General features: G+C 41.4%; 15 protein-coding genes, 1 rRNA gene and 1 other annotated feature. Of the genes, 1 reads left to right on the forward strand and 15 read right to left on the reverse strand.

The features are described 5' to 3' along the window. Positions 1 to 2 precede the first annotated feature (2 nt). From rlmB to IEX12_RS14590, 12 genes are all read right to left on the reverse strand, one after another. Positions 3 to 746 (reverse strand): 23S rRNA (guanosine(2251)-2'-O)-methyltransferase RlmB, encoded by a 744-nt coding sequence (rlmB, locus tag IEX12_RS14535; protein ID WP_102414320.1) that lies wholly within the window; start codon positions 744 to 746, stop codon positions 3 to 5. A gap of 1 nt (position 747) precedes the next feature. After that, the gene (locus IEX12_RS14540; protein ID WP_088051807.1) at positions 748 to 1,146 is read right to left on the reverse strand and encodes a Mini-ribonuclease 3; all 399 of its coding nucleotides are present in this window, start codon (positions 1,144 to 1,146) and stop codon (positions 748 to 750) included. After that, positions 1,136 to 2,548, reverse strand: coding sequence for a cysteine--tRNA ligase (cysS, locus tag IEX12_RS14545; protein WP_102414319.1), 1,413 nt, complete (start codon positions 2,546 to 2,548; stop codon positions 1,136 to 1,138). Before cysS ends, IEX12_RS14540 begins: the two co-directional genes overlap by 11 nt. Next, the gene (gene cysE / locus IEX12_RS14550; RefSeq protein ID WP_188725420.1) at positions 2,529 to 3,197 is read right to left on the reverse strand and encodes a serine O-acetyltransferase; all 669 of its coding nucleotides are present in this window, start codon (positions 3,195 to 3,197) and stop codon (positions 2,529 to 2,531) included. The genes cysS and cysE overlap by 20 nt, the downstream gene beginning before the upstream one ends. Before the next feature lie 98 nt (positions 3,198 to 3,295). Then, positions 3,296 to 3,514: a binding site (T-box leader), on the reverse strand. Between the two features lie 43 nt (positions 3,515 to 3,557). Further along, the gene (gene gltX, locus IEX12_RS14555) at positions 3,558 to 5,027 is read right to left on the reverse strand and encodes a glutamate--tRNA ligase (RefSeq protein WP_088051805.1); all 1,470 of its coding nucleotides are present in this window, start codon (positions 5,025 to 5,027) and stop codon (positions 3,558 to 3,560) included. A 176-nt stretch (positions 5,028 to 5,203) separates the two neighbouring features. Continuing rightward, positions 5,204 to 6,301, reverse strand: a complete 1,098-nt coding sequence (locus IEX12_RS14560) for a PIN/TRAM domain-containing protein (RefSeq protein WP_088051804.1) — start codon at positions 6,299 to 6,301, stop codon at positions 5,204 to 5,206. Positions 6,302 to 6,497: 196 nt separating this feature from the next. Further along, entirely contained in the window at positions 6,498 to 7,871 is a 1,374-nt protein-coding gene (gene radA, locus IEX12_RS14565; protein ID WP_088051803.1) for a DNA repair protein RadA, read from the reverse strand. A gap of 186 nt (positions 7,872 to 8,057) precedes the next feature. Continuing rightward, on the reverse strand, positions 8,058 to 10,484 hold the full coding sequence (clpC, locus tag IEX12_RS14570; protein WP_088051802.1) for an ATP-dependent protease ATP-binding subunit ClpC: 2,427 nt from the start codon (positions 10,482 to 10,484) through the stop codon (positions 8,058 to 8,060). 20 nt (positions 10,485 to 10,504) lie between these two features. Beyond that, on the reverse strand, positions 10,505 to 11,569 hold the full coding sequence (mcsB, locus tag IEX12_RS14575) for a protein-arginine kinase McsB (RefSeq protein ID WP_102414316.1): 1,065 nt from the start codon (positions 11,567 to 11,569) through the stop codon (positions 10,505 to 10,507). Beyond that, complete coding sequence (mcsA, locus tag IEX12_RS14580) at positions 11,566 to 12,102, reverse strand: protein-arginine kinase activator protein McsA (protein WP_102414315.1); 537 nt, start codon at positions 12,100 to 12,102, stop codon at positions 11,566 to 11,568. The genes mcsB and mcsA overlap by 4 nt, the downstream gene beginning before the upstream one ends. A 29-nt stretch (positions 12,103 to 12,131) precedes the next feature. Continuing rightward, on the reverse strand, positions 12,132 to 12,599 hold the full coding sequence (locus IEX12_RS14585) for a CtsR family transcriptional regulator (RefSeq protein ID WP_088051799.1): 468 nt from the start codon (positions 12,597 to 12,599) through the stop codon (positions 12,132 to 12,134). Positions 12,600 to 12,904: 305 nt separating this feature from the next. Further along, a complete protein-coding gene (locus IEX12_RS14590) occupies positions 12,905 to 13,603 on the reverse strand; it encodes an MgtC/SapB family protein (RefSeq protein ID WP_088051798.1) in 699 nt (232 codons plus the stop codon). Positions 13,604 to 14,036: 433 nt separating this feature from the next. Between IEX12_RS14590 and IEX12_RS14595 the strand changes: the two genes are divergently transcribed. Beyond that, positions 14,037 to 14,654, forward strand: coding sequence for an NUDIX hydrolase (locus IEX12_RS14595; RefSeq protein WP_088051797.1), 618 nt, complete (start codon positions 14,037 to 14,039; stop codon positions 14,652 to 14,654). A gap of 392 nt (positions 14,655 to 15,046) precedes the next feature. Here IEX12_RS14595 and IEX12_RS14600 read toward each other — a convergent pair whose 3' ends face one another. The 3 genes from IEX12_RS14600 to rrf all read right to left on the reverse strand — a co-directional run. Beyond that, a complete protein-coding gene (locus IEX12_RS14600; protein ID WP_088051796.1) occupies positions 15,047 to 15,487 on the reverse strand; it encodes a VOC family protein in 441 nt (146 codons plus the stop codon). A 127-nt stretch (positions 15,488 to 15,614) separates the two neighbouring features. After that, a complete protein-coding gene (locus IEX12_RS14605) occupies positions 15,615 to 16,445 on the reverse strand; it encodes a DUF6597 domain-containing transcriptional factor (protein WP_308777868.1) in 831 nt (276 codons plus the stop codon). 370 nt (positions 16,446 to 16,815) lie between these two features. After that, a 5S ribosomal RNA gene (gene rrf, locus IEX12_RS14610) occupies positions 16,816 to 16,912 on the reverse strand; the annotation flags it as partial.

A 16,912-nucleotide genomic window follows, 5' to 3' on the forward strand; every position in this document is an offset into this window, starting at 1 on the left:
TGTCATTCTCCAAGCGGATGCCTTTTCCGAAATACCTCGTATAGAAGCAAACTGCAGGCAACGGAGGCGTTTAGTGAAGAGACATACCCTTTCATTGGCAGGCTGACAGTCCAGTCACATTTATCTTTTACCAGCCGGCTCATCCCTTTCCCCTCGTTGCCGATGACCACCGCGATTGGCAACGTACCGTCAAGCGAACGATAGTCCTCTGTTCCTTCTGCTTCTGTACCAACGACCCAGATATTTTTTGCTTTTAACCCATCCATTGCCTGTGCAATATTGGTTACACGGGCGACTGGAATATGTTCCAAAGCTCCTGCAGCCGTTTTGGCAACGGTAGCAGTTAGACCAACCGAGCGCCGCTTTGGAATAATGACACCATGTGCACCGGCAGCATCCGCCGTTCGTAAAATCGACCCTAAGTTATGCGGGTCCTCCAACTCGTCCAAAATAATGAAAAAAGGGGCTTCCCCCCGCGTACTGGCTACCGTAAACAAATCGTCAATTGTCGCATATTGATAGGAAGCAACGTAGGCTATAACACCTTGATGGTTTCCGTTTACAAGCTTGTCCAGTTTTGTTTTGGGGACCTTTTGCACAATGGTATCTGCATGTTTGGCAAGCTGCCGTAACTTCCCCTGTGTATTTGGGTTTAATTGCTCGGAAATCAATAGTTTGTTCACGGATCGGCCAGACTTTAATGCCTCGATAACAGGGTTTTTCCCAATAATCATTTCCTGATCCATCCTAAGTGCCCCTTTCTTCTACAAACAAAACGGCTTTTGTAAGTAATTCAGTTAATCGTTCGTTGTTTCCCAATAAATAATGATACCCAATTAACGCCTCAAATGCAGTACTGTATCGATACGTTTGTACACTTGTGTTTTTCGGGACTGATGCTGATTTGGCATTTCGCCCCCGGGATACTACTTGTTTTTCTGTTTCCGTTAAAAATGTATTGTCCAGCCAATGTAAAATGACATCAGCCTGTGACTTTGCCGCTACAAACGTGACCGCCAGCTGATGCAGCTGATTGGGCCGCACCTGACCTGAACGAATCAGGTGCTCCCTGACATGCAACTCATAAACGGCGTCCCCCATATAGGCAAGGGCTAAACTCTTAAGCTGCTTTACATCAATTTCCATTGCTACCCCTTTTCCAGCGCGTCCCTTGCGGCGTATCTTCCAGGATAATCTTCTTTTCCTTCAATGTATCGCGTATTTCATCTGCTCGTTCGAAATCGCGGTTCCTTCTTGCTTCAATCCGTTCTTGAATTAAGGCCTCGACAGCTTCGTCCAATAGTTCCTCTTCTTGCTCAACTCTCAACCCAAGGATACCGAGTAAATCGGAAATCGACGTTTGGAATGCTTCGATGACATTCGTTGCCGTGTGGTTCGATTCCAAATAGAGATTTGCCTCTTTCGTTAAGTCAAATAATACGGAAATTGCATTTGCTGTATTAAAATCATCATCCATTTCCGCTTCAAAGCTTTTTCTTAGCTCACTGATTTTTGCCAGCCACTGATCATTATTTTTTTCCAGGTTCATACTTGTTTGTTTTCGGTGTCCTAAATTAAGATAGGCAGTTCTAATACGATCCAAACTATTTTCCGCACCTTTTAAAAGCTCTTCACTAAAATTAATCGGATTGCGGTAATGGACACTAAGCATAAAGAACCGGACAACCTGTGGATCATGCGCCTCGATTAATTCCCTTGCTAAAACAAAATTCCCAAGAGATTTGGACATTTTTTCGTTATTAATATTAATATACCCATTATGCATCCAATAGTTGGCAAATGTTTCGCCTGTCATCGCCTCTGATTGGGCAATTTCATTTTCGTGATGCGGAAACGCCAGATCTTGCCCACCCGCATGAATATCGATCGTATCCCCAAGGTATTTTCTTACCATTGCTGAGCATTCAATATGCCAGCCCGGGCGCCCTTCTCCCCATGGTGCGTCCCAGGCGATTTCACCAGGCTTTGCTTTTTTCCAAAGGGCAAAATCAAGTGGATCCGTCTTTTTCTCGCCAATCTGAATACGAGCACCAGACCTGAGCTCATCGATCGATTGATGAGACAATTTCCCGTATCCGTCAAATGCCCGGGGTTTAAAATACACATCCCCGTCAACACTATAGGCGTATCCTTTATCTATTAGAGTTGCGATAAAATCGATGATATCATCCATTGTTTCCGTTACCCGCGGATTTAATGTTGCTTGCTTCACACCTAGTGCACCAACATCCTCCAAATAGGCAGCAATAAAACGATTCGCCAGTTCAGGAACATCTTCACCAGCTTCTTTTGCTGCTTTAATAATTTTGTCATCAACATCCGTGAAATTTAAAACATAGTCAACATCGAATCCGCGATATTCAAAATACCTTCTGACCGTGTCAAACACAATGGCTGGTCTTGCATTTCCAATATGAATATAGTTATAAACCGTTGGGCCACAAACATACATACTTACTTTTCCTGCTTGAAGCGGTTTAAAGACTTCCTTTTTTCGCGTCAGCGTATTATAAAGAGTTATCGGCATTTTGCTTCCCTTCCTTCAACCTGGCTATTTCTTCTCTCAATGAATCGATCTCCGCCTGCAAATGCTCACATTGTCCCAAGACAGGGTCAGGCAGCTTATGGTGGTCCAAATCACGACGGACCCTCTCTCCATTTTGCACAACAACCCTTCCCGGAATACCAACAACCGTCGAATGGTCTGGGACATCATGCAGCACAACAGATCCACCACCTACTTTAGCACTTTCACCGATTGTAATGGATCCTAACACTTTTGCGCCTGTTGATATTAATGCATTATCCTTAACCGTCGGATGCCGTTTCCCTTTCTCTTTTCCAGTTCCACCTAACGTTACACCTTGAAAGACGGTAACATTATCTCCTATTTCACAGGTCTCTCCAATAACGACCCCCATCCCATGGTCAATGAAGAACCGCCGGCCAATTTTGGCTCCCGGGTGAATTTCGATCCCCGTAAAAAAACGGCTGACCTGCGAAATAACCCGGGCAATAAAAAACATCCTCCGTTTATAAAAAACATGCGCAATTCGGTGTGACCATATTGCATGCAAACCTGAATAAGTTAAAAATACTTCAAAATAAGTCCGTGCAGCAGGATCCTGTTCAAAAACGACATCCATATCCTCTTTCATGCGTTTGAATATCCCCATTCAAACACCTCCTTGATTGACATATCAATTTACTTCCAACTGGTTAAATACCGCCTACACCTTGCCAAATTAAAAAAAGCGTCTCTGTGTATGAATTACACAGAGACGCATCACCTTGCGCGGTTCCACCCTGTTTGAAGATATATTCTCCCAACTTCAGCTTCTGATAACGGCAGGGTACCGCCGTTATGTACATTTAATTCCATAACGGACTCCAAGGTGCATTTCAAAAACACTTTTTAAAATCACTCGCAGCCGGTGGTGATTCTCTCTGGGTAAAAAGCACGTTTTTTACTTCTCCTTATCAACGTTCAATATTGTATTATTACTATATTATATTTTGGGCGGAATGTGAACATATTAAGCTCCAAGTTGTGTAAGAATTTTATCCAGACGAGCCAACACAACGTCTTTTCCTAACAGTTCAATTGCCATTGGCAGCTCCGGGCCATGCATTTGACCAGTTGTTGCCACGCGAATTGGCATAAACAGCTTTTTCCCGCGATGCTTTGTTTCTTTTTGCGTAGCCTTGATTTCAGCTTTAATCGTGTCTTTATTAAATTCATCCAAATGAATCAGCTTATCAGCAAACACCTGCAACACTTCCGGAACCTGTTCCTCACGTAAAACTTCCATTGATGCTTCGTCGTATTCAATATGCTCTTTGAAAAATAGCTCTGTCAATTCTACGATTTCCGCACCATACCGAAGCTGTTCTTTATATAGCGCAATTACTTTTTCTGCCCAGATACGCGTTTCCTGATCCATATTTTCAGGCAGCTTGCCAGCCTCAATCAGGTATGGCATCGTTAACGCAATAACCTGTTCCAGATCCAACGCTTTAATATACTCATTATTCATCCACTTAAGCTTCTGTGGATCAAAAATGGCTGCTGATGTCGACAATCGTTCTGGATCAAATATCTCAATCAGCTTATCCTTCGAAAAAATTTCTTCCTCACCAACTGGAGACCAGCCAAGCAACGTAATGAAATTGAACAATGTTTCTGGTAAATAACCTAAATTACGATACTGCTCAATAAATTGCAAAATGTGTTCATCACGCTTGCTTAGTTTTTTCCGCTCTTCATTTAAAATAAGCGTCATATGCCCGAACTTTGGGGCTTCCCAGCCAAATGCTTCATAAATCATCATTTGTTTCGGTGTGTTGGAAATATGCTCTTCGCCACGTAAAATATGGGTGATTTCCATCAGATGGTCATCGATTGCAACGGCAAAATTGTATGTCGGGATACCATTCTTCTTGACAATAACCCAATCGCCAAAATCGCTTGATTCAAAGGTAATGTTACCGCGAACCATGTCCGGGAAGGTATATGTTGTGTTATCCGGAACACGAAAACGAATGCTTGGCTTACGACCCGCTTGTTCAAAAGCTGCCATCTGTTCAGCTGTTAAATGACGATGTGCACCGGAATATTTCGGTGCCTGGCCTTTCGCGCGTTGTTCTTCGCGCTCTGCTTCCAGTTCTTCTTCCGTCATATAGCATTTATACGCCAATCCCCTTTCCAGCAAATCATCAATATATTTTTGATATATATCCAGCCGCTCCATTTGCCGGTATGGTCCGTATTCTCCGCCAATATCCGCACCTTCATCCCATTCGATCCCAAGCCATTTCAAATAATAAAACTGACTTTCCTCCCCGCCAGCTACATTCCGCTTCTGATCTGTATCCTCGGTACGAAGAATGAACTTCCCATCAAAATGTTTTGCATATAAATAATTAAATAATGCCGTTCTAGCATTCCCAATATGTAAATGGCCTGTTGGGCTCGGCGCATAACGAACACGAACTTGATTAGTCATAGTGTGACCCCTTCCTTGTTTTACGATTATTCTATTTTAATGAAACACTTTCGCTTTAAGAGGATGTTCAAAAAGTCACCAAACGATAAACACGATTTTTTGAACACGCGCTTTAATGCAAAAAGCGATAACATATACTGTTATCACTTTTCCATTCTTAATAAGTTATACCTCTTTTATAATGCTTTTTCAAGTAATTTTGGTTTTGCAAAAATCATTCGGCCTGCGGAAGTTTGTAAAACGCTTGTGATCAGTACCTCAATCGTTTTGCCGATATAATCACGGCCTTCCTCCACAACAATCATTGTTCCGTCATCCAGATAGGCAATCCCCTGATTCTGTTCCTTACCATCCTTGATCACTTGCACCATTAATTCTTCACCAGGAAGAACAACCGGCTTCACTGCATTTGCCAAATCGTTAATATTTAATACGTGAACACCTTGCAAATCACATACCTTATTTAAATTAAAATCATTCGTAACAACAATTCCGTTGATTACTTTTGCCAGTTTAATCAGTTTGCTGTCTACCTCTTGAATTTCTTCAAAATCACCTTCGTAAATTTCAACTTTTACCGGTAATTCCTTTTGAATACGATTTAATACGTCTAAACCACGGCGTCCCCGATTACGTTTCAAGGCATCAGATGAGTCCGCAATATGCTGCAGTTCACCTAAAACAAACTGTGGGATTACAATCGTTCCTTCTAAAAAGCTCGTTTGACAAATATCCGCAATCCGTCCATCGATAATCACACTTGTATCCAATATTTTAGCTTTTGGCTGGCTTTGCTCCGTTCCTTCGCCTTCTGCAACCCGTTTTTTGTCCCGTTCTTTGCGATTATAGTTAAATAAATTCTTTAATTCATCCCTGCGCCTAAAACCAACCTGAAACCCAAAGTAGCCTAACAGAATGGTTATAAAGAGCGGCAGCACCTGTGACACAATATCAATTTTAATATCAGTCAACGGAATATTAATTAAAAACGCAATTACCAGACCAACTATTAATCCCAGACTGCCAAAAAACAAATCATCAACCGGAATCTTCACCAGCGCTTCCTCAATCCACCTTAGAAAGTCAACAATGTAATCTGCAACCAAGAACGAAAATAGAAACAAAATAATTGCCCCAGTTATTAACCCCAGGTATGGTGATAGAACCCATTCCATTTGCGTAAAATCTAATAATTTAATGATATCTGGTATATATAAATACCCAATGGTACCACCTGTAATCAGAAAGAATAAATGTACAATTTTTTTCAGCACCACTGTCACCTCCCACCACTCAGTATTACCTACTTTTAAAAAAATTAGTCTAAAAAATGGAATTATAGCTACTAACAATAAATAAAGAATAGCATAGCTGTAAAATCTAGTCAATTAGGTAAACATAAAATTTTATCACAATAAAATGACAGTGTCAATTTAATTTTACTAAATTCTGCTTTAGTTTCAGAAAATTCTACCTCCCCATCCCCTCCTCTAATGCTTCCTGCACTGTTTTGACGCCAACAACTTGAATTGATTTAGGTACCGTCCAGCCATCCAAGTTATTTTCCGGACAGATGACACGTTTAAATCCCAGTTTAGCTGCCTCCTGTACACGTTGTTCGATGCGGGAAACACGTCTAACTTCACCAGTTAAACCGACCTCTCCAATAAAAATATCATCCGGTTTTGTGGGCTGATCACGGAAACTGGAAGCAATGGCAACAGCAATCGCCAAGTCGATAGCAGGTTCATCCAATTTAACACCACCCGCAACCTTAATATATGCATCTTGGTTCTGTAACATTAATCCAACACGCTTTTCTAATACAGCCATTAATAAAGGGACACGATTTGCATCAACCCCTGTGGCCATCCTGCGCGGGTTTCCAAAGCTCGAAGGAGAAATTAACGCCTGAATTTCCACTAGTACAGGTCTTGTCCCTTCCATGGACGCAACAACCGTAGAGCCAGCAGCACCATGTGACCGTTCCTCCAGAAATATTTCAGAAGGGTTTAATACCTCGCGAAGACCAGCTTCCTTCATTTCAAAAATTCCCATTTCATTTGTACTGCCGAAGCGGTTTTTTACTCCACGTAATATGCGATACGTATGATGCCTCTCCCCTTCAAAGTAAAGAACCGCGTCAACCATATGCTCAAGCATCCTTGGTCCGGCTATCGCTCCTTCTTTGGTCACATGACCAACAATAAATATCGGAACCCCGTTTGTTTTGGCAATTTTCATTAACTCACTTGTACACTCCCGAACCTGCGATACACTTCCAGGTGCACTCGTAACTTCTTCACGAAAAATGGTCTGGATAGAATCAATTACAACAAACGACGGGTTAATCTTCTCAATGTGATTGGCAATGTCGTACAAATTTGTTTCCGACAAAACATACAATGAATCAGCGGTTATTCCTAGACGATCTGCCCGAAGTTTCGTTTGTCTGCCGGATTCCTCTCCGGAAATATAAAGTACCTGCAGTTGTTTCTCAGCAAGCTGTGAGGAGATTTGCAGCAGTAATGTAGATTTGCCAATACCCGGATCACCGCCAATTAATACAAGCGAGCCTGGGACAATTCCGCCGCCAAGCACCCGGTTAAACTCCTTCATCGTGGTTGTAATACGTGGTTCCTTCTGTGACTCAATTGCTGTTATCTTTTCCGGTTTACTAGCTTGTCTTATATCCCTTGCTAGTCCATGACTACTTCTGTTACCCGTTGCTTCCACTTCTTCAACTAACGTGTTCCATCGATTGCAGCCTGGGCATTTTCCCATCCATTTTGCCGATTCATAGCCGCAATCCTGGCATACAAATTTCGTCTTGCGTTTTGCCACTGGGATCCATTCCTTTCAGCTTAACCTATATTATATACGAATTGCGTAACATCAAAGTTACAGCAATCTATCAATTTTATAAACTTTTTTTCATAACTATGCCACATAACAGAGGTCGGATGTCGGAAGCCGGATGTCAGAGGTTAAAGAATAAGCCAGCAAGGAGGGGTCCTGCTGGCTGTTTTACTAAGCTAAAACGATAAAATCACCTTTATTGTTTAATCCGATTTTTACTTTTTGGCCTTTCGCAATTGTTTCTTTTAGTAATTCTTCAGAAAGCAAATCCTCGACATTTTTTTGAATGGATCGGCGTAATGGACGTGCACCATATTCCGGATCAAACCCTTCATTTGCTATTTTCTCTAACGCCTTATCGGTAAGAGAAAAGTCAATTTCCTGGTCCTTTAACCGGCGCTGCAATTGCTGTACCATTAAAGTAACAATATTTTTCATATGTTTTTTCTCTAATGAGTGGAATACAATAGTCTCATCAATCCGGTTTAAAAACTCTGGGCGAAATGCCTTTTTCAATTCTTCCATTACTTTAGACTTCATGTCCTTATATTCCTGGCCTTCTTCACCGAGGTTAAAGCCAACGTATTTATTGCGTTTAAGTTCACTTGCACCAACGTTAGACGTCATAATTAATACGGTATTGCGAAAATCAACAACCCGGCCCTTTGAATCGGTCAACCGTCCATCCTCTAATACTTGCAATAAAATATTAAAGACTTCGGGGTGCGCTTTTTCTATTTCATCAAGCAAGACAACCGAATATGGCTTCCTGCGTACTTTCTCGGTCAGCTGCCCGCCCTCTTCATAGCCGACATAGCCAGGAGGAGAGCCAACAAGCCGGGAGGTAGCATGTTTTTCCATATACTCCGACATGTCAATCCGAATCATGGCATCTTCATCAGCAAACATTACTTCCGCTAAGGCACGAGCAAGTTCGGTTTTGCCAACTCCTGTAGGCCCAAGGAAAATAAATGAGCCGATTGGGCGTTTTGGATCTTTTAATCCTGCACGAGCCCTGCGAATTGCTTTTGCCACTGCTTTAACCGCCTCTTCCTGACCAATTACACGATTATGCAAAATCGCTTCCATGTTCAATAACCGTTCACTTTCATCCTTCGTTAATTTCGAAACAGGTACCCCAGTCCAGGTGGAGACGACTTTGGCAATATCCTCAACTGTCACTTCTGAACTTTCCTGACCTTGTTTTTCTTTCCACTGATTTTTGGTTGTCTCCAACTCTTCCCTTAGTCGTTGTTCCGAATCGCGTAACGATGCAGCTTTTTCAAATTCCTGGCTTTGTACAGCAGCGTCTTTTTCCTTGCGTATCTCTTCCAGATTTTGCTCTAATTCCTTTAAATTAGGCGGCACCGTATACGAACGCAAGCGAACCTTTGAACCAGCTTCATCAATTAGATCAATTGCCTTGTCGGGTAAAAAGCGATCCGTTATATAACGGTCGGATAAATTCGCTGCTGCATCGATCGCCTCATCGGTAATGGTTACTCGATGATGTGCCTCATAACGATCCCGGAGCCCTTTTAGAATCTGAATGGTTTCCTCGAGTGTCGGTTCATCAACCTGAATCGGCTGAAACCTGCGCTCAAGCGCTGCGTCTTTTTCAATGTATTTACGGTATTCATCCAGTGTCGTCGCACCAATACATTGTAATTCACCACGAGAGAGTGATGGTTTTAAAATATTGGAGGCATCAATTGCACCTTCAGCCCCACCTGCCCCAATTAATGTATGCAATTCATCGATGAACAAAATAATATTGCCTGCTTGCCGGATTTCTTCCATCACCTTTTTTAGACGATCTTCAAATTCACCACGGTATTTTGTGCCGGCAACAACGGTCCCCATATCAAGGGTCATGACCCGTTTATCGCGTAATGTTTCCGGAACCTCATTATTGATTATTTGCTGTGCCAGCCCTTCTGCCACAGCTGTTTTTCCGACACCGGGCTCCCCGATTAATACCGGGTTATTTTTGGTCCGGCGGCTTAATACTTGAATAACACGTTCGATTTCTTTCGTTCTGCCAATAACAGGGTCAATATTTCCTTCTTTAGCAGTCGCTGTCAGATCCCTTGCCAAGGAATCCAGTGTTGGTGTATTTGCACTTGCTGATTGACCTCTTCCCTGCCGCCCAGCTTGTGATTCGTTACTGCCAAGCAGCTGTAATACTTGCTGGCGCGCTTTATTCAAACTGACACCAAGGTTATTTAACACCCGGGCAGCAACACCCTCGCCTTCACGGATTAATCCTAGTAATATATGTTCTGTTCCAACATAGGAGTGCCCTAGTTTTCTAGCCTCATCTTGTGATAATTCCACTACTTTTTTAGCACGAGGGGTATAGTGAATCGTCTGCATGGCCTGTTTCCCTACCCCGATGAGCTGCTCTACCTCCTGCTGAATTTTTTCAACTTCAAGACCTAATGATTGCAATGCCTTTGCTGCAATTCCATCGCCTTCGCGAACGAGGCCTAATAAAATATGCTCTGTTCCAATATTGTTGTGGCCAAGTCTGACCGCTTCCTCCTGTGATAGCGCCAAAACCTTTTGCGCTCGTTCTGTAAAACGTCCAAACATCATAAGCAAGTTTCCTCCCACTATTATTTTTCCAATTTTAAGCGTTCTCGAATAAGTGATGCCCGCAATACATCCCGTTCGTCAGCAGTCAGATTCTTCTTTGCATATTGTTGAAGGAACCCTGGCTGTGTAAGGATTATTAGCTCGTTCAGGATATTTCTGGAAACATTTTTGATTAAGCCTAAATCAATTCCCAATCGGACATTTGATAAACAGCCTGCTGCTTCTTTTGATTCCATAATCCGGCTATATTTCAAAACACCATACGAACGATAAATCCGATCCTCGAGCCGTTTTCCTGATTGTTCCATTAATCGGGCTCTTGCATTTCGTTCCTGCTCAATCAATTGTTTAACAACACCTTGCAAATCTCCGACAATATCCTGCTCAGACTTACCAAGTGTTATCTGATTGGAAATTTGAAAAATGTTACCTAACGCTTCACTACCCTCACCGTAAATCCCCCGGACAACAAGCCCAAGCTGATTAATTGCCGGGATCATCCGGTTAATCTGCCTCGTAATGGTTAATGACGGCAAGTGCATCATGACCGAAGCTCGCATTCCTGTTCCTACGTTTGTTGGACAGCTTGTCAAATAGCCTCTTGCTTCATCAAACGCATAATTAATTTTTTCTTCCAGCCAATCATCAAATTCAAATCCTTTTTCCAAGGCCTTATCCAGTTGAAGTCCAGGAAAATATAGCTGGATACGAATATGATCCTCCTCATTGATCATGACGGAGACCTGCTCATTTTTTGAAATTACTGCCGCTGCTGTTTGTGCATGTTTTGCCAGATGCGGACTAATGAGATGTTTTTCAACTAAAACACGCTTTTCTGTCGGTGTCAGCTCTGGTATTGAGATGAATTCCAAATCCTGATACTCTTGAAATGTCTGATGAGCATATTCTGTCTTAAAAAATTGCAGAATTTCCTCAAGCTCTTCCTGTTCTGCTGCAAGCGGAAAAGAAACCTTTGCAAAATTACGTGCCAATCGAATTCGGCTGCTCAGCACAATATCATTGTCAGGCCCTTCATCATGCATCCAAGGACTTATTGCATTATTGACGAAGTGTTCTAAGGTCATGACTGGTCACCCCGCATTTCTTTTTCCAAATCTTTAATTTTATCCCGAACTTCCGCCGCTTCTTCAAACTCCTCTTTGTCGATCAATGCCTTTAGCTGTACTTTATAATCTTCCAGCTGTTTTTTAGCATGTAAATCGCCACCCTGACGTTTGGGGATTTTTCCAAAATGTTTGGTATTTCCACTATGAACCCGGCGCAGGATTGGATCCAGCCGCTCAGAAAATGTATGATAGCATGATGCACAGCCAAATTTTCCAACCCGTTTAAATTCAGCAAATGACATTCCGCATTGCGGACATTGCAATTCTTTTGGTTGAGTAAATGCAGAATTACTATGACTGCTCATTGGTGATGGTTCAAAATTAAATAAGCCGGTTAACAGATTATGAAATGAATAGCCTTCCTCAGGATACGTCATATATCCTTTTTCCTTGGCACAAACTTCACACACATGGACTTCTATTTTATTTCCGTTGACAACCTGAGTAAAGTGTAACGTGGCAGGCCGTTTTTGACATTCCTGACACTCCATCTTTTTCCCCTCCCAACGCACGAGACGTTTTATTTGTTTAAGTACTTTAATGTTGTCAGCATTGCTGTTAACACACGTGCACGAACTTCGTCACGAAGCGGTAATTGAAACGCTAACGTATTTCTTCCAATTGCACTTAACATGATTTTTGCTTCTCGTTCCGTAATTAACTTTTCCTCTAATAGCCGATCCAAAACATCAAGAGCAGCCTGTTGCGTTACAGTTGGATTAATCAGCTGAATTATTTCATCAATCAGTTCAGATTTTTCCTGATGTTTCACACGCATTATCCGAATATACCCGCCGCCCCCACGCTTACTCTCTACGATATACCCCTTTTCAATCGTAAATCTTGTGTTAATCACATAATTTATTTGTGATGGAACACATTGGAATTGATCGGCTATTTCACTGCGCTTAATTTCAATTGCATCCTGTTGAGCCTGCTTGAGTATTTGTTTTAAGTATTGCTCAATCACGTCCGAGATGTTGCTCATAAGCGAAGCCTCCTTCTCCTTCAATGCGAACCAATGTCTATTGCATTTGACTTTGACTATCTTTGACTTTATTTTTATTATACGACAAATTGGCAGAGATGCAAACACATTGTTCTTATTTATTTTAGACAATGTCAGCAGAATCAAAACACACTATCGCGGAAATTTTATCACGTATAACGGTCTGCAATACCTCCACCTTTAGCATGAGTACCAAAACGTAAAGGTGGAGGAGGAAGGGCAGGCGAAAACCGTCACGTCCTGTGCGTCGAAAACCACCACTGAATGAAATTTTGCTTTATTCGTTAGCTTCTCTCGCTAATGTTTTTTACAAACTCTACCCTGGACATTTCCTCAAACAAAGAAATTTTATCTAATTCCGTATCTTTATTCACTTTAATAAAAATACTTCTTAAATTATTTTCGACTTGGACAATTTCTACTTTTTTAATGGTTATATGATACGATTCCAAAATGGATACAATATTGCTTATTTGCAAATCGGGCAATGCTACAATTTCAATCAAAGAAGAGGAACGTCCTTTTCGAAATAGCCTTTCAAAGTTATTCAGGAAAATTAAACTAAGCAAAATTACGAGTGTTGTAAAAACAGCTGTTCCATACATACCTATCCCGATAACCAGCCCAAGACCTGCTACTGCCCAAATGGAAGCAGCTGTTGTTAGTCCGCGAACCGTTCCTCCATAAACAATAATTGTTCCAGCTCCAAGAAAACCAATACCGCTAATAACATAGGAAGGGATACGCGTCGGATCAAAACGGATATTATCGTAACGATCTATGTATGCTTCAAATCCATATAATGATAATAACATCATTAAACAGGAACCGATTCCAACCAATATATGAGTGCGAAAGCCCGCTGAGTGATTTTTAAGCTCCCGTTCAAAGCCAATGACCCCGGATAATACCAAGGCAACAAAAACACGCAGCATGATTAAAAGAAAATGGTCCCCAAATATCTGGTCAAAATAGTCTGTCATAAGCATGCACCTCCTTAAAATTTGTTGATGGACCTTTTATTTTACAGGAAAATTCGTAAAATAGACAGTTAACGCAGCAGTTCCAAACATACATTGCTTACAAATATATGATTGTTCCAGAAAAAATATAAGATTGGTAAAGGATTTTTATCAGTATTATCGAATTACAATATAGATGGAACGAACAAAGGCGCAAGCGCCCGTTTAGCGACGTATGGACTGGACTGAGCCGTAGGAGATAAAGGAAACACGGTGAGCTAAAAGCGAACCGATGTTGACTTATCGTACGGAGGTGAGGGAAGTCCACTAGTCGCTGGGCGCTGGGGCCGGACGTGGCTTACCCTGCCGAGAGCAGAATAGAGCCTAAATTTATATACTTATCTTTTTAAAAAGGAATTTGCGAAAAACGCTATTGGGAAGCAGGTGGGTAAAGTTGAGTTATAAATGGCTCAAATGGGCACAGCGGATACAAGCCCTTTCTCAGTCAGGATTAGCCTTTTCAAAAGATAAATTTGATGTGGAGCGATATCTGGAATTACATGAGATAAGTGCCGAAATTATGGCAGAATACACAGAACTCAACTTTCAAAAGGTAATGAACCTTTTCTCCAATGAAACAGGATATCAGACACCTAAAGTAGATGTGCGTGGAGTAGTATTTAAAGAGGACCGAATTTTGATGGTAAAAGAAAAAATTGATGATAAATGGTCACTACCCGGTGGATTTTGTGATATAGGTCTATCTGCATCAGAAAATGCTGTAAAGGAAATAAAAGAGGAAGCTGGTTTTGATGTGACTGCAACTAGGTTACTCGCGATTCTGGACATGAATCACCATGCCCATCCACCACAGCCATATCACTATTATAAGTTATTTATACGGTGTAAGATAGTCGGCGGTAATGCTAAAACTGGAATTGAAACAAAGGACATTAATTTTTTTCCGGAACACGATCTGCCGACATTATCCACCGGCAGAAATACCGAACATCAACTAAAAATGCTTTTTGAATTTTTACGTAATCCCGATAAGGCCGCTGTGTTTGATTGAATCATTTTATAGGGCAAACATCGTTTTTCTATATTCCATAACACTTTTACATGTTAAGTCGCAATAGAATGCGGCTTTCAACCTTAAAAAATGTTCCGAACGTATCCTTTACCTTTAATTCCTCGTAGGTGTACGGAGAATTGCTTTTATATTTATTCAGGTTTCACATTACTTTTTATTAGTGGGTAATCGGAAAAGGTGTGGAATTATGACCAAATTGTTCTACTTTTTAACAATCGTGCCATATAATTAAAAAATATCAATTTCAACATGGGTCCTATTCCACAAAACCTATCCGAATATGTAAATAGGTGCCTTTCTTTTACAGAAAAGCACCCGATTGCGGAAGTCGCTGGGCCTTGAAGGGAGAAACCAACAACAGAATCAGGTTGCTACAGTTCCTCAAGTGGTACGTCCTTTACATGTGTCGCAATCCACCAAATGTGTCCAAAAGGATCCATTATTCCTCCGCGTCGATCACCTTCAGAATGTTCTTCCACAGGCTCTAGTTCCTTTGCGCCTGCATCAATAGCTTGGGCAAAAATTGCATCCACGTCCTCAACATAAAGAAATATATGCATCGTAGCTCCTCCAAGAGACTGCGGGCTCTGCATAATAGGGTATTCCGGAAACTCGTCAACGATCATGATTGGTGAATCTCCAATCTTGATCTCTGCATGCCGAACCTTTCCACTGTCGTCAGTTAGACGCATTAATTCAGTGGCTCCGAACGCCTTTTTGTAAAACGTAATGGCATCGACTGCCCCCTTGGTAATCATGTATGGTGTCACAGCATGATGACCTTTAGGAATGGCCTTTGTGTCAGGTGTCATGAAACATTCCTCCAATATAGTTAATTTAGATGCGTTCATTCCAAAAGTATTACTGGAACTATTGCATCAAATATATTCTAAGTCAGGTTGGAAGGCGTTGTATTGTAAAAAAATGACCCTATTAACATTAACCAAGCGGAACATGATTTTGTTGTTTACCTTGATGCGAATGGTATGTTGTTGGACTAAGACCGGAAAAAGATTGGAAATCGCGGATAAAATGTGCCTGGTCATAATAACCGCAGTTAAAAGCAATATCTGTCCAATCGACTTGCTTTTCACCTTTGATGAGCCGAAGCACATTCTGAAAGCGTTGAATACGGGTGAATTGTTTAGGTGTCAATCCGACTTCTTCCTTGAATACCTGAATAAATCGCCGTGAACTCAAACTGATTTGTTCAGTCACATCAGCAATTTTCCGCTGATGAGGGAAAGCCTGAAATTTCTTTAGTGCGAATACAACTGCGGGATGGTGTACCGAGTCTTTAGTTATCATCTCCACTAAGCAGTGTTCAAGAATTCTAAATTTGGCAACCGGCGTTTCTGCCTCAAGTAATTGTTCTCGTATATCCGTCGCTTTTGCCCCCCAAAGTGTATCCAACGACACGTGCTCATTGCGCAATTCATTAACTGGCAATTTAAAAAATGGAAATGCACCACCAGGCTTAAAATGAACCCCAATTGTTGATGCTTGACATGCTGTGTCGATAACAGCAAAGTCTGAATGCGGGCCGGAGATCAGGCTCCCACGAAAACTTTTGAACCGGTCATGATTCTCTTGATCGTATACCTTAATCAAGTCATCTTCAAGATTAATAACCAATTCCATAGAGCCATCCGGTAGGACACGCTCCATTTCATGGGACGGGTGGTAGCCTTTGTATAACCAAAAAATATGTATAAAAGCTGACAAGGGTGGCTGAGGCTTGTATACACGAAAAAGGGCCACGGCGATCACTACCTTCAATTGATTCTAAAAAAACACATACCTTATTTACAGTTTACGTCAAAACATGAAATTTTTAAACTGTTCGTTGCAGAGCTATCCTTAGAAACACTAATGAAAGGGATTTTTACAGAAAAAATAAGTGCAAATATTAAATAGAATGATTAAATACTACTCCCGCTAGCTTAACATTCCTAGTCAGCAATTTGGCTTATTTGTTGAGAAAATCCTGTGTGATTTACTCTTAGTTAGCAAAAATCAATTAGCATAATCTTCATGATGAAGTGCTACTATATTCCAAATAGATAAAGAGCAATTGTAAATACCTTTGTCAAAACAAAATAGCTGTAATGCACTAATTGCATTACAGCTATTTTCTCTAGCCTGGCGGCGTCCTACTCTTGCAGGGGCAAAGCCCCAACTACCATCGGCGCTGGAGAGCTTAACTACTGTGTTCGGCATGGGAACAGGTGTGACCT

The sequence above is a fragment of the Lentibacillus populi genome, from assembly GCA_014642895.1.
In the GTDB taxonomy this organism is placed as follows: domain Bacteria; phylum Bacillota; class Bacilli; order Bacillales; family Amphibacillaceae; genus Lentibacillus_C; species Lentibacillus_C populi.

Coding starts and splice junctions, on each gene's coding strand:
- rlmB (WP_102414320.1), bottom strand. CDS start 746: ATGGATCAGGAAATGATTATTGGGAAAAACCCTGTTATCGAGGCATTA.
- IEX12_RS14590 (WP_088051798.1), bottom strand. CDS start 13,603: ATGACAGACTATTTTGACCAGATATTTGGGGACCATTTTCTTTTAATC.
- IEX12_RS14540 (WP_088051807.1), bottom strand. CDS start 1,146: ATGGAAATTGATGTAAAGCAGCTTAAGAGTTTAGCCCTTGCCTATATG.
- clpC (WP_088051802.1), bottom strand. CDS start 10,484: ATGATGTTTGGACGTTTTACAGAACGAGCGCAAAAGGTTTTGGCGCTA.
- IEX12_RS14600 (WP_088051796.1), bottom strand. CDS start 15,487: ATGACACCTGACACAAAGGCCATTCCTAAAGGTCATCATGCTGTGACA.
- cysS (WP_102414319.1), bottom strand. CDS start 2,548: ATGCCGATAACTCTTTATAATACGCTGACGCGAAAAAAGGAAGTCTTT.
- mcsA (WP_102414315.1), bottom strand. CDS start 12,102: ATGGAGTGTCAGGAATGTCAAAAACGGCCTGCCACGTTACACTTTACT.
- mcsB (WP_102414316.1), bottom strand. CDS start 11,569: ATGACCTTAGAACACTTCGTCAATAATGCAATAAGTCCTTGGATGCAT.
- gltX (WP_088051805.1), bottom strand. CDS start 5,027: ATGACTAATCAAGTTCGTGTTCGTTATGCGCCGAGCCCAACAGGCCAT.
- cysE (WP_188725420.1), bottom strand. CDS start 3,197: ATGGGGATATTCAAACGCATGAAAGAGGATATGGATGTCGTTTTTGAA.
- IEX12_RS14585 (WP_088051799.1), bottom strand. CDS start 12,599: ATGAGCAACATCTCGGACGTGATTGAGCAATACTTAAAACAAATACTC.